Source organism: Caballeronia insecticola (genome assembly GCF_000402035.1).
GTDB lineage: Bacteria > Pseudomonadota > Gammaproteobacteria > Burkholderiales > Burkholderiaceae > Caballeronia > Caballeronia insecticola.
Window position 1 is genome coordinate 2,789,130 of sequence record NC_021287.1, and the last position, 18,637, is coordinate 2,807,766.

Annotated in this window: 18 protein-coding genes and 1 riboswitch; of the genes, 6 read left to right on the forward strand and 12 right to left on the reverse strand. The window is 65.4% G+C overall.

Annotation, left to right across the window (positions count from 1 at the left end):
- Positions 1 to 314: 314 nt before the first annotated feature.
- From metF to BRPE64_RS13010, 6 genes are all read right to left on the reverse strand, one after another.
- Positions 315 to 1,154: a methylenetetrahydrofolate reductase [NAD(P)H] gene (gene metF / locus BRPE64_RS12985; protein ID WP_016346576.1), complete on the reverse strand. Its 840-nt coding sequence runs from the start codon at positions 1,152 to 1,154 to the stop codon at positions 315 to 317.
- Positions 1,155 to 1,194: 40 nt separating this feature from the next.
- Positions 1,195 to 1,548, reverse strand: coding sequence for a phage holin family protein (locus BRPE64_RS12990; RefSeq protein ID WP_016346577.1), 354 nt, complete (start codon positions 1,546 to 1,548; stop codon positions 1,195 to 1,197).
- Between the two features lie 75 nt (positions 1,549 to 1,623).
- Complete coding sequence (gene ahcY / locus BRPE64_RS12995) at positions 1,624 to 3,045, reverse strand: adenosylhomocysteinase (protein ID WP_044041702.1); 1,422 nt, start codon at positions 3,043 to 3,045, stop codon at positions 1,624 to 1,626.
- A 31-nt stretch (positions 3,046 to 3,076) separates the two neighbouring features.
- A riboswitch (S-adenosyl-L-homocysteine riboswitch) is annotated at positions 3,077 to 3,205 on the reverse strand.
- 40 nt (positions 3,206 to 3,245) lie between these two features.
- A complete protein-coding gene (locus BRPE64_RS13000) occupies positions 3,246 to 4,022 on the reverse strand; it encodes a glycosyltransferase family 2 protein (protein WP_084675744.1) in 777 nt (258 codons plus the stop codon).
- A 91-nt stretch (positions 4,023 to 4,113) separates the two neighbouring features.
- Positions 4,114 to 4,836, reverse strand: coding sequence for an LrgB family protein (locus BRPE64_RS13005; RefSeq protein WP_016346580.1), 723 nt, complete (start codon positions 4,834 to 4,836; stop codon positions 4,114 to 4,116).
- A 24-nt stretch (positions 4,837 to 4,860) separates the two neighbouring features.
- Positions 4,861 to 5,316: a CidA/LrgA family protein gene (locus BRPE64_RS13010; protein ID WP_016346581.1), complete on the reverse strand. Its 456-nt coding sequence runs from the start codon at positions 5,314 to 5,316 to the stop codon at positions 4,861 to 4,863.
- A 130-nt stretch (positions 5,317 to 5,446) separates the two neighbouring features.
- Between BRPE64_RS13010 and BRPE64_RS13015 the strand changes: the two genes are divergently transcribed.
- On the forward strand, positions 5,447 to 6,391 hold the full coding sequence (locus tag BRPE64_RS13015) for a LysR family transcriptional regulator (RefSeq protein ID WP_016346582.1): 945 nt from the start codon (positions 5,447 to 5,449) through the stop codon (positions 6,389 to 6,391).
- 66 nt (positions 6,392 to 6,457) lie between these two features.
- On the opposite strand, the gene BRPE64_RS13020 is transcribed toward BRPE64_RS13015, so the two are convergent.
- Positions 6,458 to 8,089, reverse strand: coding sequence for an OmpA family protein (locus tag BRPE64_RS13020; RefSeq protein WP_044041706.1), 1,632 nt, complete (start codon positions 8,087 to 8,089; stop codon positions 6,458 to 6,460).
- A gap of 321 nt (positions 8,090 to 8,410) precedes the next feature.
- On the opposite strand from BRPE64_RS13020, the gene BRPE64_RS13025 reads away from it, so the two are divergent.
- Entirely contained in the window at positions 8,411 to 10,099 is a 1,689-nt protein-coding gene (locus BRPE64_RS13025) for an isovaleryl-CoA dehydrogenase (protein ID WP_044042190.1), read from the forward strand.
- A 26-nt stretch (positions 10,100 to 10,125) separates the two neighbouring features.
- On the opposite strand, the gene BRPE64_RS13030 is transcribed toward BRPE64_RS13025, so the two are convergent.
- From BRPE64_RS13030 to fliE, 5 genes are all read right to left on the reverse strand, one after another.
- Positions 10,126 to 10,440 carry an EscU/YscU/HrcU family type III secretion system export apparatus switch protein gene (locus BRPE64_RS13030; protein WP_016346586.1) on the reverse strand — a complete coding sequence of 105 codons (315 nt, stop codon included), beginning with the start codon at positions 10,438 to 10,440 and terminating at the stop codon, positions 10,126 to 10,128.
- The gene (locus BRPE64_RS13035) at positions 10,437 to 11,795 is read right to left on the reverse strand and encodes a flagellar hook-length control protein FliK (RefSeq protein ID WP_044042191.1); all 1,359 of its coding nucleotides are present in this window, start codon (positions 11,793 to 11,795) and stop codon (positions 10,437 to 10,439) included. Before BRPE64_RS13035 ends, BRPE64_RS13030 begins: the two co-directional genes overlap by 4 nt.
- A 57-nt stretch (positions 11,796 to 11,852) precedes the next feature.
- Entirely contained in the window at positions 11,853 to 12,182 is a 330-nt protein-coding gene (locus tag BRPE64_RS13040) for a flagellar protein FliT (protein ID WP_016346588.1), read from the reverse strand.
- A gap of 29 nt (positions 12,183 to 12,211) precedes the next feature.
- Entirely contained in the window at positions 12,212 to 12,631 is a 420-nt protein-coding gene (fliS, locus tag BRPE64_RS13045) for a flagellar export chaperone FliS (RefSeq protein WP_044041710.1), read from the reverse strand.
- A 296-nt stretch (positions 12,632 to 12,927) separates the two neighbouring features.
- Positions 12,928 to 13,293 (reverse strand): flagellar hook-basal body complex protein FliE, encoded by a 366-nt coding sequence (gene fliE / locus BRPE64_RS13050; RefSeq protein ID WP_016346590.1) that lies wholly within the window; start codon positions 13,291 to 13,293, stop codon positions 12,928 to 12,930.
- A gap of 298 nt (positions 13,294 to 13,591) precedes the next feature.
- On the opposite strand from fliE, the gene fliF reads away from it, so the two are divergent.
- Genes fliF through fliI form a run of 4 tightly spaced genes read left to right on the forward strand, consistent with a single transcriptional unit; the run spans position 13,592 to position 18,578 of the window.
- A complete protein-coding gene (gene fliF / locus BRPE64_RS13055; protein WP_044041712.1) occupies positions 13,592 to 15,370 on the forward strand; it encodes a flagellar basal-body MS-ring/collar protein FliF in 1,779 nt (592 codons plus the stop codon).
- Positions 15,360 to 16,355, forward strand: coding sequence for a flagellar motor switch protein FliG (gene fliG, locus BRPE64_RS13060; RefSeq protein WP_044041713.1), 996 nt, complete (start codon positions 15,360 to 15,362; stop codon positions 16,353 to 16,355). The genes fliF and fliG overlap by 11 nt, the downstream gene beginning before the upstream one ends.
- Positions 16,348 to 17,025 carry a flagellar assembly protein FliH gene (gene fliH, locus BRPE64_RS13065; RefSeq protein ID WP_016346593.1) on the forward strand — a complete coding sequence of 226 codons (678 nt, stop codon included), beginning with the start codon at positions 16,348 to 16,350 and terminating at the stop codon, positions 17,023 to 17,025. Before fliG ends, fliH begins: the two co-directional genes overlap by 8 nt.
- Positions 17,019 to 18,578: a flagellar protein export ATPase FliI gene (gene fliI, locus BRPE64_RS13070; RefSeq protein ID WP_016346594.1), complete on the forward strand. Its 1,560-nt coding sequence runs from the start codon at positions 17,019 to 17,021 to the stop codon at positions 18,576 to 18,578. Before fliH ends, fliI begins: the two co-directional genes overlap by 7 nt.
- Positions 18,579 to 18,637: the final 59 nt, after the last annotated feature.

The window sequence follows — 18,637 nt, forward strand, 5'->3', positions numbered from 1 at the left end:
CAAGTCAATGCCGGCTTTTGACCGGCGTGGCGCGAGTGTATCTGATCGCATCGCCCCTGCTTTCGGAGCGCACGTGCGAAGTCGGGCGCTACCCTAGCACGAACAAAAGTGACGTGCGTAGTTGGTTTTCCCCAGTAGAGTTTGCGGCGCAAAGCACTTCGATAAGAGTAGGTTATCTGCCATGCGCTGACGTAATAGTTTGGACGACGGAATCTTGCGCGCACGAAGGCGAGCGGGCGCAAAAAGGCGAAATTCGGCGGGGAATGGCAAAGAACCGCGCGACGAGCGCCGCGCGGTTAAAACCTTGATGCAAATCAGGCGCTTTTGAAGCCGAGCCCTTCGCAGACGGTCCGTGCAGCCCACGCGCCGTTGAGCGTGTAGAAATGCAGGCCGGGCGCGCCTCCGTCGATGAGACGGCGGCACAAGCCCGTCACCACTTCGACGCCGAACGCGCGGATCGACTCGCGGTCGTCGCCGAAGCTTTCGAGCCGGCGCGCGATCCACTTCGGCACTTCGGCGCCGCACATGTCGGAGAAGCGCATCAGTTGCGAGAAGTTGGTGATCGGCATGATGCCCGGCACGATAGGCACATCGACGCCGAGCTTCTTCGCTTCGTCAACGAACTTGAAGTACGAATCGGCGTTGAAGAAGTACTGCGTGATCGCGGAATTCGCGCCCGCCTTCACCTTGCGCGCGAAGTTTTCGAGATCGGCGCGCGGCGATTTCGATTGCGGATGAAACTCCGGATACGCGGCCACTTCAATGTTGAACCAGTCGCCGTGTTCCTGACGGATAAACGCCACGAGTTCGGACGCATAGCGCAACTCGCCGACTTCGCCCATGCCCGAGGGCAGATCGCCGCGCAGCGCGACGATATGGCGAATGCCGTGGCTGCGATATTGCGCAAGAATCGCGCGCAGATTTTCTCGCGACGATCCAATGCACGACAAATGCGGCGCGGCTTCGAAGCCTTCCGCGGCCATTTCGAGCACGGTGTCGAGCGTGCCTTGCTGCGTGGAGCCGCCCGCGCCGAACGTCACGGAGACGAACTTGGGTGCGAGCTTCTTCAGTTCGGCTCGGGTCGCGCGCAACTTGTCCACGCCTTCCTGCGTCTTCGGCGGGAAAAACTCGAATGAAAGTTCGATCGGTTTCATGATGTGTGTTGGTCGAACGGCAAAGCCTGAACGACCCGACTCAGCCGAAGTTGCGGTTCCCGAAGATCAGCGCCGACAGCAGCCACGACACGATGCTGTAGAGAATCGAGCCGAAGAACGCGGACCAGAATCCCGACACCTCGAAGCCCTTCAGCAGCGACGAGCACAGCCAGAAGCACAGCGCATTCACCACGAGGATGAACAGGCCGAGCGTCACGATCGTCACCGGCAACGTGAGGATGATGAGCAGCGGACGCAGAACCGCGTTGATGAGCCCGAGCACCACCGCGATGATGAGCGCCGTGCCGAAACTGCGAATATGAATCGACGGCACGAGATAGGTGATGATCAGAAGCGCGAGCGCGTTGATCAGCCATGTCAGCAGCACGGTCATCGAAAATTCTCCGGTTGAAGCCTTGGGTCGCGCGCGGACCGAAACGCCCGCGCGCCGCCTGGCCGTCGAGCGCGATTAATAGCGATAGTGATTCGGCTTGAACGGACCGTTCTTATCGACGCCGATATAACCGGCCTGTTCCGTCGACAACACTGTCAGTTCCGCACCAATGCGTCCCAGATGCAGACGCGCGACCTTCTCGTCCAGATGCTTCGGCAGCACGTACACCTTGTTCTCGTACTTGTCGCCTTGCGTGAAGAGTTCGATCTGCGCGAGCGTCTGATTCGTGAACGAGTTCGACATCACGAACGACGGATGGCCCGTGGCGCAACCCAGATTCACGAGACGGCCTTCGGCCAGCAGGATGATCTTCTTGCCGTCCGGGAAGACGATGTGATCGACTTGCGGCTTGATGTTGTCCCACGTGTACTGGCGCGTGGAGGCGACGTCGATTTCCGAATCGAAGTGACCGATGTTGCAGACGATCGCGTTGTTGCGCATCGCCTTCATGTGGTCGTGATTGATGACGTGATAGTTGCCCGTTGCCGTCACGAAGATGTCGGCCTTGTCGGCGGCGTATTCCATCGTCACGACGCGATAGCCTTCCATCGCGGCTTGCAGCGCGCAGATCGGATCGATTTCCGTGACCCACACGGTGGCGCCCAGACCGCGCAGCGATTGCGCGCAGCCCTTGCCCACGTCGCCGTAACCGGCCACGACCGCGATCTTGCCGGCGATCATCACGTCGGTGGCGCGCTTGATGCCGTCCACGAGCGATTCGCGGCAGCCATACAGGTTGTCGAACTTCGACTTCGTGACCGAATCGTTCACGTTGATGGCCGGGAACGGCAGACGCCCTTCCTTTTCCATCTGATACAGACGATGCACGCCCGTGGTCGTTTCTTCCGTCACGCCCTGAATGTGCTTGAGGCGCGTGGAATACCAGACCGGATCGATGTCGAGATGGCGCGCGATGGACTTGTACAGCGCGACTTCTTCCTCGTTGGTCGGCTTGCCGATAACCGAGCGGTCTTTTTCCGCCTTCGAGCCGAGGATGAGCAGAAGCGTTGCGTCGCCGCCGTCATCGAGAATCATGTTGGCGAATTCGCCGTTCGGCCATTCGAAAATGCGGTGCGAGAATTCCCAGTACTCGTCGAGCGATTCGCCCTTGAACGCGAATACCGGCGTGCCGCCCGCGGCGATGGCGGCAGCGGCGTGATCCTGCGTGGAGAAGATGTTGCACGATGCCCAGCGCACGTCGGCGCCGAGCGCCGTCAGCGTTTCGATCAGCACGCCGGTCTGGATGGTCATGTGCAGCGAGCCCGCGACGCGCGCGCCTTTCAGCGGCTGCTGCGCCTTGTACTCTTCGCGCGTCTGGATGAGACCGGGCATCTCCGTTTCGGCGATGTCGAGTTCCTTGCGGCCCCATGCGGCGAGCGACATGTCGGCGACGACGTAATCTTTGGAATCTTTGGAATCGAGAACTGCGGCGTTCATCACGCCCTCCTTTCTAAATAGTCTAGAAATGTTGACGTGAGCGCCGTTCGATGCGGTGGCTCAGCGGGCATTTTCCATGCCTTCGAACCGTCCGGATTGAATGCTCCGAGCCTGGCGGGCGAATGTAAAGCGATTACCCGTCGCAACGCTCCTCGGAAGCGAGTGGCGATTGTAGCAAAAAAGCCTGCGTGCTTTGTGTCCTAAGCCGCCTTGACCCGCGTATTCCTCAGACGGGCCAGTTCTTCGATCGCGGCGGCCGCGCGTCGCACGGCGTGCATTTGCGCGGACATCACGGCTGCCGTGGTTTGCGGTTCGGGGTCCGTGATGAACCCCATGTTGATGAGGAAGAACCGCTCGGCATGGATGCGCGGATGGTAGTGCATGCGTACATGCCGGGTGCCGGTCAGGCGCGTGTTGCCGAACAGCTCGAACAGCGCCTTCGACAGCGGCATGTCCTCGCCGCCGGCGGTGCGGAAAATCTCGTCGCACGGAAAGCCGCCGAGCGCCAGAAAGATCGAGCGGCGAATCACCAGGCTGCTCGGCACGGTGCCGACGAGCAGCCCGCCGAGACGGTCGAAATCGGGATGCGTGGCGATCCGTTCGGGAAAGCCGCAAAACTCGATATTCAAGCGGACGCTCGCTTCATTGGGATAGGTGACGAGGTAGACCGCGGCCGTGTGCAGCGCGCCCGGCAGATATTCGTCGTCGGCGTCGAGGAAGGCGAGTACGTCGTAATCGGCGTGCATTGCGCCCCAGTTACGCGCGCGGGCCGCGCCGGCATTCCGGCCCAGCGACAGGCATTTCACTTTGGAAAACTGCGCCGCGTAGCGCGCGGCAATGTCTTGCGAGCCGTCGGTCGAACCGTCGTCCACAACGATGATTTGCTTCGCCTCCGGTTGCCGTACACAGCTGTCCAGAGTTCGCGCGAGCGTCGCAGCCGCATTGAAGCAGGGAATGATGACTGACGTAGCAAGCATGATCGGGCCGGATAAAAGCGAAACCGGCTATTTTATTTCGTCCGACCTCGATTTTTGGGCAGACTAGTCCGAATTCGATCGACGCGATGCGTCACATCGGCAGCAGGCTGAACAGCGGCGCGAGCAAGACCATGGCGACGCCCGCGATCATCATCGTGAGACTGGCGACGACGCCCTCTTCGCTGCCGAGTTCGCGCGCCTTCGCCGTGCCGACGCCATGCGCCGCCGCGCCGAACAGCGCGCCGCGCGCGAGGCGCGTGCGCAGCGGCACGAGCGCCAGCACGATTTCGCCGAACAACATGCCGCAGACGCCCGTCGCGATGACGAACAGCGCGGTGAGATCCTTCGGCGCGTGGATTTTGTCGGAGACGGCGAGCGCGAACGGCGTGGAGACGGAGCGCGTCGCGAGGCTGCGCTGCAGTTCGGGCGACAGATGCAGCAGCTTGGCCAGCGCGAGCGATCCGCCGACCGCCACGAGAATGCCGACCGTCACGCCGACCGTCAGCGAAAGCCAGTGCCGCCTGATGAGCGCGCGGTATTCGTAGATCGGCACCGCGAACGCGACGGTCGCCGGGCCGAGCAACCACATGAGCCAGCGCGTATCGGCGAAGTAGACAGGATAAGGAATGCGCGCCACCACGACGATAATCGCGAGCACCGCCGGCACCGCGAGCAAGGGCGTGAGCCACGGGCGGCGAAAACGCGCGTAAAGATGCTTCGCGACGAAGTACAGCGCGACTGTCAGCACGAAGCAGCCCGCCGCGATCAGGCGCGCGGCGTCGTCTGCGAAAAGGGACGTGTAGAAGTGGTTCATGTCGGCTCGCTTCGTCAGGCCCGATCAGGCCCGCGCATGCCGCGCCACGAGCGCGCGGCGCAACGCGAGACGGCGCTCCAGCCCCGCAGCCCGGTCGACGGCAAATGCGACCGCCACCATCACCATCAACGTTCCGCCGACGACGACCAGCGCCAGCCGCCAGCCGTCTTCCCTGAAGAGGCCGCCGTACTGAACCGCCGCGACCGCCGCCGGAATGAAGAACAGCAGCATGTCGGCGAGCAGCCAGTCGGCGCCGGCCTTCACCCAGCGCGGCGCGACGCCGCCGCAGAACAGCAGCGCCAGCAGTGCGACGAGGCCGATCACGCCGCCCGGCACCGGCAGCGCCAGCTTGCGCGCGACGAAATCCGCGACGACCCAGATCCCCGCGAGCGCCGCCGACTGCAGCGCGACGCGCAGGAAGCGGCCGAGCGCCGCGCGGACGGTCGCGGTTTGGGTGTTGGGCAGGGTGACGGCGGACATGGCGGACTCTTCGGGTGAGACAAGCAATGAATAAGGGTTAACCTGTAGCCGAGTATATGGGCGCCCTTCGCATAATAAAAATGACTTAACCTTATCCAATTCATTCCAAAGTGGAATTCGGGAGTCGAGAATGGAGTTGCGCGCCTTGCGGTATTTCATCGAGGTCGTGAAGCAGAAGAGCTTCACCGCCGCCGCCGAGCACATGTTCGTGACGCAGCCGACCATCAGCAAGATGGTCAAGGCGCTGGAGGACGAGGTCGGCTCGCCGCTGTTGTTGCGCGAAGGCCGTCAGATGGTGCTGACCGATACCGGGCAGATCGTGTATCAGCGCGGCGTCGAGGTGCTGGCGGCGCACGCGCGGCTCGAAGCCGAACTGAACGATCTCGGCACGTTCGGGCGCGGCACGCTCACAATCGGCATTCCGCCGATGGGCGGCTCACTGTTCACGCCCGCCATCGCCGAATTCCGGCGGCGTTATCCGAAGGTCGAGCTGAAGCTGTTCGAGCGCGGCTCGAAGGCGATCGAGGCGGCGCTCATCGACGGCGAACTGGAACTGGGCGGCGTGCTGCAGCCCGTCGACACCGACACGTTCGACGTCCTGCCCGTCAGCCGGCAGATTTTGTGGCTCGTCGCGCAGAAGGGTTCGCGCTGGGACGCGTCGCGCGAAGTCGCGCTCACCGATCTCGCCGCCGAGCCGTTCGTGTTTTACGGCGAGAGCCTGGCCCTGAACGATGTCGTGCTCAACGCGTGCCGCGAGGCAGGCTTCGCGCCGACGATCGTCGGGCGCAGCGGACACTGGGATTTCATGGCGGCGCTGGTGCAGGCGGGCATCGGCATCGCGCTGCTGCCCGCGCCGTATTGCCGGCGGCTCGACGCCGACGCGTTCACTTGCCGTCCCGTGGTCGCGCCCGAAATTCACTGGGATATGGCGCTCGGCTGGCGGCGCAACGGTTATTTGTCGCACGCGGCGCGCGCGTGGATCGAGGTCGCCCGCGAAATGCTGCCCGCTCATCTGGACCAGGATTTCGTCGGCGATGGCTTTCCGCGCGCCCGGCGCGGCGAGCCTGAAAAATAAAAACGCGCCGGCCCGCGATGAGCGGGCCGGCGCGCTTGTCAGACAGCTTTCAGCGCGTATCGAGGATTAGTCGACTTGCTTGAACTCGATGCGGCGGTTCGCCGTACGGCCTGCGGCGGTCGCGTTGTCGGCGATCGGGCTGGCTTCGCCGAAGCCTTGCGCCGTCAGCGTTTCAGCAGACACGCCGTTGCGGACCAGATACGCGCGCACAGCTTCCGCGCGCTTTTCCGACAGGCGGGCGTTCAATGCGGCATCGCCCACGTTGTCCGTGTAGCCGCCGATCTGCAGCTTGATCGGCTTGCCGGCTGCCTGGCATTCCTTCAGCGACTTCGCCGATTCAGCCAGACCCTTGAGCGCGGCTTGCGGCAGCGTGTTCGACGCAAAGTTGAAATTGACCGGCTGGAGGCTCAACTTCTTGGCGATGTTGCCGGCTGCGCAGGCATCGTCGTCGGCATTGGCGGCAGTTGCTGCTTGCACGCCGCTCGTGGTGATCGTCCAGCCGGCGCCGAAGAGAGCCTTCAGCTTGTCCAGCCAGCCGAGCTTCGCGTCGGCGGCGCTGCCGCTCAGATCAATCTTGTCGCCGTTGATTTGAGCTTGCGCGCCCGGCACTGCCATCAGCGGCAGCAGGCCTTGGAGCTTGCTCAGCCACGAAGCCGGCTTCGTGTCCGAATCCACCGTGATGTTCGCGTGGAACTTGTCTGCGCCCAGCGCAGCCGACAGCGCGTCGATCAGACTGCGCTTTTCGTCTTCGCTGTTGACCGTGGCGGTCAGCGTCGGGACGCCTGCCGGATCGACGACGAACGACATCGTCGAATCCTTCGTCGGCGCGGCGACCGGTGCCGAAGCAACGGCCGAAGCAGCAGCGTCGGCTTCCGGCTTGGCGGCAGGCGTAGCTTCCTGTTCCGGCTTCGCGGCGTTGTCCGACTGCTCCGTCGTGCAACCGCGGCCGATCAGCGCGGCCAACAGCGCGAGCGCGGCGGCCACGGCGATCCACCACCAACGCTTGCGGCTCGCCTTTTCCTCCGGCACGGGCTGGCTGACGGGGGCCATTTCCGACTGGCGCGGGAATTCGGCGGCTTCGTGCGTCGCCGGGTGTTCGAGATGCGCCGTCACCGCCTTCAGGCGCGATGCCACGCCCGCGATGAACGCGCCGACCGAGCCGAGTCCGAGCGCGCTGGCGAACGAATCGGTCAGATTGGCGCGGACTGCCGGCAACTGATGGCCGAGCACACCGGGAAGATGGGACGCATCGCTGTGTTGCAGCGAGAAATGACGCTTCAGCAGGCCGAAGATCGTCGCGCAGACGACGCCGGTCAGCGTGCGGCTCGCGGTCGTCGAAACGCCCGTGTGGTCGCCGACGCGGCTGGCGAGCACGTCGAGGCTGTCGCGCGAGGCGACCGCGTGATCCAGCTTCGTGGCGTCGTCGACGAGCGCCTTGAAGCTGTCGGCGTGCGCGACGACATGCGGCAGATCTTCGGCGATCAGCGCGTTCGCGGCGGGAGACATGACGACCGAATACAGGCTGCGTGCGCCTTCGATCGACGATGCCCGGTTCATCATCGAGCCGATGAGTGCGGGTGCGACAAGCGCCACCACACGTTTAGCGGCTTCCGGCGCGCAACCGATGCGCCCGGCGATGTCCTGCAGCACGCTGTCAGTCAGCGCGCCTTGTACCATTTGATTGAGGTTAATGCTCATCGCGAGTGCTTCCTTAAAGGGCGAACGGGTGTTCGCTGGAAATGGGCGAGGCGATTATAGGTTCGGTATCCTGCACGTCATTGGGGTGGCATGAACAATCAGAAACGTCCCAAGCACTTTCTCGCGAAGTGCGCTATCGGAAACGGATAGAGCATTCTGAAAAGAGCGATGCCTCTACACCCCGGACGGTTGTGCGGCCTATGATTCCTAAATTCGAGATGGCGCCCGCGGGGTCGAAAGTGGCTGTTGCGCGCGCCCGACAGTGCGCCGCGCACATGGAGGAGTCCGACGATGTCCTCGTCCTCGCCCACCTTTTCCGAGATTGAAAGCCACCCGTTCGGGCAGACACACGAAGTCACGAATCAGGTGGAACCGCTCGTCGGCTACGACGCTTTCACCTTCGATCGCGCGCTCGCCGCCGCCGTCGAGCGCGAAGGCGCGCAATGGCATGCGCAGGCGCTCTCGCGCGACGGCATGGCGCTGACGCAGCCGGATGTCATCGCGCTTGCGGAGTTGGCCAACCGCCATGAACCCGAACTCGCGACACATAATCCGCGCGGCGAGCGTATCGACGCGCTGTCGTTTCATCCGGCCTGGCACGAATTGTTGCGCCGTCTGCGGCACGAAGGCCTGCACGCGCTGCCGTTCGAGCCGTCCGCGCGCGCCGGGTCGATGCCCGCGCGCTGCGCCGGCTATTTTCTGCACGGCCAGCTCGAATCCGGCTCGCTGTGTCCAATCACGATGACCTTCGCCAGCATTCCGGTCTTGCGGCAGGAACCAGACTTGTTCGCGCGGCTGGCGCATCCGCTGTTGTCGCGCGAGCACGATTCCCGCGACTTTCCGCTGGAAGCCGGCAAGCATTCGATGATGATCGGCATGGGCATGACGGAGAAACAGGGCGGCTCCGACGTGCGCAGCAACCGCACGCGCGCGTATGCGACCGGCGCGCCGGGACGCGGCGGCGCCTACCGGCTCGTCGGCCACAAATGGTTCTTCTCCGCGCCGCAGTGCGACGCGCACCTCGTGCTCGCGCGCACGCAGGACGAAGGCGGCCTGTCGTGCTTCTACGTGCCGCGCTTCAGGCCGGACGGCCGCAAGAACGCGGTGCAGGTGCAGCGCCTGAAGGACAAGCTCGGCAATCGTTCGAATGCGAGCAGCGAAGTCGAATTTCTCGACGCTTACGGCGTGATGATCGGCGACGAGGGACGCGGCGTGCCGACCATCATCGAGATGGCGAATTACACGCGGCTCGATTGCGTGATCGGCAGCGCAGCGCTGATGCGCGCGGCGCTCGTGCAGGCGATCCATCACGCGCGGCATCGCACGGCGTTCGGCGCGCATCTCGTCGATCAGCCGCTGATGCGCAACGTGCTCGCCGATCTCGCGCTCGAATCGGAAGCCGCGACGCTGCTGTTCATGCGGCTCGCGGGCGCGTTCGAGCAAAGCGCGGCGCCCGGCGGTTCGCCGCAGGCGCGCGCGTGGCGGCGCATCGTGACGCCGGCGGCCAAGTTCTGGGTCTGCAAGCGCGCGCTCGAATTCACCGGCGAGGCGATGGAAGTCTGGGGCGGCAACGGCTATGTCGAAACCGGACCGATGGCGCGCTTCTATCGCGAGGCGCCGGTCAATTCCATCTGGGAAGGTTCGGGCAACGTGATGTGTCTCGATGTGCTGCGCGCCTTCGAGCGCGAACAGGACGCCGCGCAGGCGCTGCTGGACGACTGGAAAACGAGCGCGGGCGCGCATCCGGCGCTGGCGGGCGCGCTGGCGTCGCTCGTGAAGATGCTGACGGGCGACGCCGCCGCGCGCGAGGCGTCGGCGCGGCGCATCGCGCAGCAAGTGGCGTTGTGCGCGCAGGGCGTGCTGATGGCGCGGCATGCGCCGCAGGACGTCGCCGATGCGTTCATCGACACCCGGCTCGGCGAGGCGCGCGGCGAAACGGGGCGCGTGTACGGCACGCTGCCCGCGCGCTTCGATCACGCGGCGATCGTCACGCGGGCGTTTCCGGTTTGATTGGCTTTAAGCGGCGTTAAGCAGCGTCAGCGAATCGCCCGCCCCGCTTCGCGCATCGGTTCTTCGTTTTCGAGCCGGTACACCCACGACAGCAATTCCGCCACCGCGTGATACAGCGCGGGCGGAATATGCGCGTCGAGATCGACCTGCATCAGCAGCGACACCATTTCCGGCGATTCGTGCACGTACAGGCCCGCTTCCTTCGCGCGCTGCACGATCATCTCGGCGACCATGCCGTAGCCTTTCGCGACGACGCGCGGCGTCGATTCGCGATTGCCTGCTTCATAAGCGAGCGCCGTTGCCTGCTTGCGCGTGTAGGGTGGATTGCCGGTCGAACTCATGCGTCGCCCTCCCCGCCGGACGAAGCGCGGAACAAATGTTCGAGCGGCGAGCGCACCGGTTTTTTCGCGGCGCTGTTCGCGTCGCCGGATAACGCCGCATCGGTCGATCCGTCCATCGAGCGCACGGACAGCGACGCCAGCGCGATTCCCGCCGCTTCGAGCTGGCGCGCGAACGCGGGGCCTTCGGAGGCGAGCCGCCGTGCGCCCGCATCGCTTGCCTTGATGCGCGCGACGAGTTTGTCGCCCGCCAAAACGAGTTCGGCGTCCACGGTGCCGAGCGCCGGCAGCGACAGCGTGATGCGCGTGCGCCAGGCGCGTTCGTCGGCGGCATCGTCAGCGTTGGCGCTGCGCGGATCGCGCGGCTCTCGGGCGATTTCCCATTCGAAGCGCGTGCCCGGCCACGCCTCGCCCTGCCAGCGAAACTGCTCGTTGGCGAGCATGTCGAGTTGCTGGCGGACGACGTTGATCGTCGCCGGATGGATGCCCGCCGCGATCGACGCCTGCATCGCCGATTCGTGCTGGCTCGGCTGCGCGGCGGGCGTGCCGGTGCCGTTCGCGGCGGTCGCGGCACTCGTGCCTTGCGAATTCGACAGCGCGGACGGCGGCGCATCGCGCACCGACGCGGCGAGCGCGGCCGCCTGCTGCGGCGTTTGCGGCGTCGCGACGGCGCGCGCGGGGCTGTGGAAATCGGGCAGATCCGGCGCGGCCGGCGGCGCCGATGCGTCGTCGAACCATGCTGCGCCGGCCGCGGCGCCGTTCGACGTGTTATTCGGGAAATCGAGCGGCAACGCCAGCGCGCGCGCATCGACGCGCGCCTGCGGTTCGTTGCCGAGCGACGCGGCGCTGCGCTGGCCCGCGAGCCACTGCATCAGATGGGCTTCGTAGAACAGTCCGCTCTCGCCGACGGTCTTCGCCAGTTCCGTGGCGAGCGCGGCGGCGGGCAGCGGCGGCAAATTCTGGCTCGCGGCGCGCGCCGCGGCGACGGCTGCGGCGTTGGAGGAGAAAGCGGTATCGAAGAGGCCGGTGGTGAGCGCGGCGAAGGCGCTCGCCGGGCGCGGCGGGGTCGGCCAGAGCGGCGCGTCGCTGGTGATCGCGGGGGTCGCGCCGCCGAAGCGGGAAATCACGTCGAGCGTGCGCGCGACGCTCGACAGCGCGGTTTGCGCCGATGCCGCCGGTGCGCTCGTGCCCGTCGGCGTGCCGGCGAGTGGCGAGGTGTCCGCCTGCGCCGTCGTCTGTCCGACGCTCGCGCCGGTGACGCCGCTGCCGGCGACGCCGTTGGGCGCGCGAATCGCGGACAGAAGGAGCTCGGTGCGGTTGGCGAGCAACGATGCGATCGCGGTATCGAGTCCAGTCATGCCCACATCCTCATATGCGCGTAGGCTGTGCCGCCGCGCGAACGGACGCCCAGTTGCCTAGCGCAGTCCGACCATCTTTTTCAGTACGCGCGCCGGGCTGTTGACCGTGAAGAGCGCGGACAGGCGCGCGAGGCTCGGCGACGTCAGATCGCGAATCGCGGCGTCGTCGGCGAGAATCTTCTTCACGAGGTCCAGCTTGCGCGCCCGGGCGTTTTCGTCGAGTTCCGAGCCGGAGTCCACTTCCTTCAGCTTGTCGACCAGCTCGCGGTACGTGCCCTGCAACGCCTTCAGCTCGCTCCACTCTCCGCCGCGCGCGGCCGAAAGCATCTGGCCCGAAATCGTCGCGATGGCTTCGTAGTGGGCGAAATATTCTTGTGTCGTCTTCATTCTCATGAGGCTGTCGGGCCGGCTTCCCGTCAAACGGGCGCTGCGGTCAACTGAGCCACTTCCGGTGCAATGCCCACCCACGCTTCTTCGAGCGTCGCGAGCAGATTGTCGACTTCCACGAGCATGGCCTCGTCCTGCTTCAGGTTCGCCTCGAGCAGCCGGCGCGCCATGTACGTGTACAGCGCGTCGAGCCGTCCGGCGATCTCGCCGCCCGCTTCCTTGTTGAGCGCCTGCTGAAGCCCGCTCTCGATGATGCTGATCGCCTTGCCGATCGCCGTGCCGCGCGCGCCGATGTTGTTCTGCTGCATGTGCATGCGCGCCTGCGCGATCGCCTGGCGCGCGCCCTGGTACAGCATCGTGATCAGCCGGTGCGGGCTCGCTCCCATCACGCCTGTCTGAACGCCCACGCGAGCGTAAGCGTTGGCTCCGGCCTGTCCTGGGGAAAACATCTGTCGCTTCTCCTTTTACGATGCCGCGGCGTCTCGCGAACCCGGCGGGACGCGGCATTCGCGGCCTGCGGCGGGCGCCGGCGCGCGTCGTCCTGTGTCGATCCGGTCTCGGTGCGGCGCGAACCGGTGCAGGCGAGCGGGCCGCCCGCCGTACGCGGGCGAACCATCGTTCGCTGTGCTGTTATCGAGGTTATCGGAGAAACGCGGCAAAGCTTTAGGAGGTAAGGCTCCAGAGCCGCTCGGGCGGACAGCCGGGCTGTCGGGCCGTGGCGGGCGGGACGAACCGGCGACGCGCGTCAGACCGAGATCTGCATGATGTCGTTGTAGGCCGACACGAGCTTGTTGCGCACTTGCAGCCCGAATTGCAGGCCGACGTTCGCCTTCTGCATATCCACCATCACGTCGTTGAGCGACACGTTCGGCGCGCCGATTTCGAATGCATGCGCTTCGCCGAGCGCCTTGGTCTGAGTGTCGCTGATCTTGTCGATAGACGTTTTCAGCGCATCCGCGAAACTGCCCGCGCTGGCCGCGCCCGATGTCCCGCCCGACCCGGTGACGGCGCCCGACGCGCTGGTCGGACCGGACGTCCCGCCGGTGGCCTGCGACGCCATCGACTGGATCGCCGAGAGAGCGGCGGAAAGCGGATTGATCGGAAAGTTCATGTTGACTCCGGGTGACGGTGAAATGCCGGCGGAACGCGTCCGAAGGCGGGACGGCCCGCGCCGACCGAGGCGGTGGGCACAGGCTCGGGGCCGCAGCAGCGGATGACCGAGTATGAAAAAGATTAGCAGCGGGCGGTTTTTCAAAGCGCGGGAAGAACGGGGAAAACCCCGCTCTGTTCGCCGAATCGACTTGCAATGTTCTGCGGATAATCCCCATCGTGAAAAGTCCTCCACCGCCGCTTACATGAGAGCGATAAGCGGCGCGAGGAGACACCTGGATTCGGAGCTTCGACGCTAAATGGAAACGCCCAACAACTCACTGATCACGCCAGACGCCAGAATGGGCCTGGCGGGCGCGCAGCCGGGCACGGCCGGCGCGGCCGCGGGCCCAGGCCTCGCGGGCGGCGCCGACTTCGGCGGATTCGCGCAGCGCGTGCCGATGCTCAACCAGTTCCGCTCGAATCCGCGCGTGCCGCTCATCGTGGCCGTGGCGATTCTGGTGATGGTGGTCGCGGGCCTCGTCATGTGGTCGCGCCAGCCGGACTACCGCGTGCTGTTCTCCAATCTCTCCGATCGCGACGGCGGCGCAATCGTTGCCGCGCTCCAGCAGGGCAACATCCCCTATAAGTTGTCCGACGGCGGCGGCGCCATTCTCGTCCCCGCCGAACAGGTTCACGAAACGCGTCTGCGTCTCGCAAGCCAGGGTTTGCCGAAAAGCGGCTCGGTCGGCTTCGAACTGATGGACAACCAGAAGTTCGGCATCAGCCAGTTCGCCGAACAGGTCAACTATCAGCGCGCGCTGGAAGGCGAACTCGAACGCACGATCGGCGCGGTGTCGTCGGTGAAGTCGGCGCGCGTGCATCTGGCGATTCCGAAGCCGAGCGTCTTCGTGCGCGACAAGGAACTGCCGACCGCCTCCGTGATGGTCAATCTGTATCCGGGCCGCGTGCTCGACGAAGGGCAAGTGGTCGCGATCGCGCACATGGTGGCGTCGGGCGTGGCGGACATGCCGGTCAAGAACGTCAATATCGTCGATCAGGACGGCAACCTGCTCACGAGCCAGAGCGCGGCAAGCGGCCTCGACGCGTCGCAACTGAAGTACGTGCAGCAGATCGAGCACAACACGCAGAAGCGCATCGACGCGATCCTCGCGCCGCTGTTCGGCGCCGGCAACGCCCGCTCGCAGGTGAGCGCGGACATCGATTTCTCGAAGCTCGAGCAGACCGCCGAAAGCTACGGCCCGAACGGCAACCCGCAAAGCACGGCGATCCGCAGCCAGCAGTCGAGCGAATCGAGCGAAACAACGGGCAGCGGTGCTTCCGGCGTGCCGGGCGCGCTGTCGAACCAGCCGCCGCAGCCGGCATCCGCACCGGTCGATGCAGCCGCATCCGGTGCCGCAGGCGCGGCCGCGAAGGCGACGCCGCAGAATCAGCGCCGCGACACGACCACCAACTACGAAGTGGATCGCACCGTGCGCCACTACGAGCAGGCGACGGGCGGCATCAAGCGTCTGTCGGTGGCGGTGGTCGTCAACTACGACAAGAAGGTCGACGCAAAAGGCAACGTCACGATGACGCCGCTCGCCGCCGACAAGCTCGCGCAGGTCCAGCAACTCGTGAAGGACGCGATGGGCTTCGACGAAAAGCGCGGCGACTCGGTGAACGTGGTGAACAGCGCGTTCTCCGCGGACCTGAACGTGACGCCCGATCTGCCCTGGTGGCGCACGCCGCAGATGATCGCGTGGGGTCTGCAGGCGGCGAAGTACGTGGGCATCGGCATCGTCGGGTTGTTCCTGTACTTCAGCATGGTGAAGCCGGCGATGCGCCGCGCCTTCCCGCCGCCGGAACCCGCCGCGCCGGCACTCGGCGCACCGGATGAACTCTCGCTGCTGGACGGCCCGTCGGTCGGCGGCGAGAACAAGGAAGACGAAGACAAGGATGCCGAGGTGAGTCTGCTCGGTCATGAAAGCAAGAAGGCCAAATTCGATCGCAATCTCGACTACGCGCGCATGGTGGCGCGTCAGGACGCGAGAATCGTTGCGACGGTCGTGAAAAACTGGGTGTCCGATGAACGCTGAAGGCCTGAATAAAGCCGCGCTCCTCCTGATGTCGATCGGTGAGGAAGAAGCCGCCGAAGTATTCAAGTATCTCGCCCCGCGCGAGGTGCAGAAGATCGGCGCGACCATGGCGGCGCTGAAAAACGTGACGCGCGAACAGCTCGACAACGTGCTGACCGAATTCGTGAGCGAAGCGGAACAGCACACCGCGCTGTCGCTGGATTCGAGCGAATACATCCGCTCGGTGCTGACCAAGGCGCTCGGCGAGACCAAGGCCGGCGCGCTGATCGACCGCATCTTGCAGGGCAGCGACACGAGCGGCATCGAAGGCCTGAAGTGGATGGATTCGGGCGCGGTCGCGGAACTGATCAAGAACGAGCATCCGCAGATCATCGCGACGATCCTCGTGCATCTGGACCGCGATCAGGCGTCGGAAATCGTCTCGCTCTTGACCGAGCGGCTGCGCAACGACGTGCTGCTGCGCATCGCGACGCTCGACGGCATCCAGCCCGCCGCGCTGCGCGAACTCGACGACGTGCTGACCACGCTCCTCTCCGGCAGCGACAACCTGAAGCGCGCGCCGATGGGCGGCATCCGCACGGCGGCGGAGATTCTCAACTTCATGTCGAGCAATCACGAGGAAGGCGTCATTTCGAACGTGCGCGAATACGATGCGGAACTCGCGCAGAAGATCATCGACCAGATGTTCGTGTTCGAAAACCTGCTCGACCTCGAAGACCGCGCGATCCAGTTGCTGCTCAAGGAAGTGGAGTCGGAGACGCTGATCGTGTCGCTCAAGGGCGCGCAGCCGGCGCTGCGTCAGAAGTTCCTGTCGAACATGTCGCAGCGCGCGGCCGAACTGCTCGCCGAAGACCTCGATTCGCGCGGTCCGGTGCGCGTGTCGGAAGTCGAGCAGCAACAGCGCAAGGTGCTGCAGATCGTGCGCAATCTCGCGGAAAACGGCCAGATCCAGCTAGGCGGCAAGGCGGAGGATGCGTATGTCTGACGCGGCCCGCTCGCAGAAGGCTCCGCTCTCGGCGTATCAGCGCTGGGAAATGGCGTCGTTCGATCCCGTCACCGTCACGGTCGACAACAGCGCGGCGGAACAGGCCGCACTCGAAGCGCATCTGCGCGGCCTCGAAGAAGAGGCGCACGCGCAAGGGCTCGCGAAGGGTCACGTCGCGGGACAGGCGCTCGGCTATCAGGCGGGTTTCGAGCAAGGCCAGGCGAAGGGTTTCGAGGAAGGCCGCAAGGAAGCGCTCGCGCAGGCCGCGCGTCTCGCCGAAATCGCCGACAGCTTTAAGACCGCGCTCGCCGCCGCCGATGCCGCCATCGCGGAAGCACTGGCCGAACTGGCCGTCGATATCGCGCAACAGGTCGTGCGCCAGCATCTCGCGCTCGATCCGACCGCGCTCGTCGCCGTGGCGCGTGAAGTGATCGCCGCCGAGCCGGAGCTTTCGGGCGCGCCGACGCTCGTCGTCAATCCGGCGGACATGCCGATCGTCGATGCATATCTGAAGGACGAACTCGAAGCGGCGGGCTGGACCGTGCGGCCCGATCCGCTGGTCGAGCGCGGCGGCTGCCGTGCGCACGCCGCGACCGGCGAAGTCGATTCGACTAACGCGTCGCGCTGGGAGCGCGTCGTGGGCGCGCTGGGGAGACACAAGCCGTGGTGAACATCCAAGCAGGCAGCCAGGCGCATCGCATCACGCAGGACGGGTTGAGCGCGCTCGAACAGGAACTGGCGCGCGCATCGTTCGGCCCGCTCGCCGCCCATGACAGCACCGACGACACCGCCGCCGACGAAGCCCCCGACGAACTCGCCGCCCGCACGATCGCCGAACTTGCCGATATCGCCGGCAATCCGCACATCGACGCGTGGCGCGCCAAGCTCGACGCCCTCAAAACGCGCAGCGAACTCGCCAAGCCGCTGCGTTCGTGCGGGCGTCTGACGCGCGCCGCCGGCCTTGTGCTGGAAGCGGTCGGCCTGAAGATGGGCGTCGGCTCCGAATGCATGATCGAGCTGCCGCCGGGCAGCGCGATTCCGACCGCCGAGGCGGAAGTCGTCGGCTTCTCGGGCGACAAGCTTTTTCTGATGCCGACCACCGAAGTGGCCGGCCTTCTGCCCGGCGCGCGCGTCTATCCGCTCGAAAGCGCGCCGATCAACGATCCGATGGCGGGCGCGAAGCGCTTGCCCGTCGGCTGGGAAATGCTCGGGCGCGTGGTCGATGCGTCGGGCCGTCCGCTCGACGGCCTGGGCCCGCTCGGTGCGAAAGTCGACGCGCCGCTGTCCGCGCCGGTCATCAATCCGCTGAACCGCGAGCCGATTCACAAGGTGCTCGATGTCGGCGTGCGCGCGATCAACACGCTCCTGACTGTGGGACGCGGCCAGCGCATGGGCCTGTTCGCGGGCTCGGGCGTCGGCAAGTCGGTGCTGCTCGGCACGATGGCGCGCTACACGAGCGCGGAAGTCATCGTGATCGGGCTGATCGGCGAACGCGGCCGCGAAGTGAAGGAATTCATCGAGCAGATTCTGGGCGAGGACGGGCTCGCGCGCTCGGTGGTGGTTGCGGCGCCGGCGGACGTGTCGCCCGTGCTGCGCATGCAGGCCGCCGCGTACACGACTTCGCTCGCCGAATATTTCCGCGATCAGGGCAAGCACGTTCTGATGCTGATGGATTCGCTCACGCGCTACGCGATGGCGCAGCGCGAGATTGCGCTTGCGATCGGCGAGCCGCCCGCGACCAAAGGCTATCCGCCGTCGGTGTTCGCGAAGCTGCCGGCGCTCGTCGAGCGTACCGGCAACGGTCCGGAAGGCGGCGGCTCGATCACCGCGTTCTACACCGTGCTCACCGAAGGCGACGATCAGCAGGACCCGATCGCCGACTCGGCGCGCGCGATTCTCGACGGCCATATCGTGCTGAACCGCTCGCTGGCGGAGGCGGGGCACTATCCGGCTATCGATATCGAACAGTCGATCAGCCGCGCGATGACCGCGCTCATCGACGACAAACATCTCGAACGCGTGCGCCTGTTCAAGCAGATGCTGTCGCGTTATCAGCGCAACAAGGATCTGATCAACGTAGGCGCGTATTCGAGCGGCCGCGACGCGCTGCTCGACCGCGCGATTGCGCTGTATCCGCGCATGGAGTCGTTTTTGCAGCAGGGGTTTCGCGAGCAGGCGCCGTTCGAGCCGAGCATCGCGATGTTGAATCAACTGTTCGAATAGTTTTGGACTAGTATCCGAAGCATTCGTCATAAGAACGTCAAAAGACCAAACGGGACCGC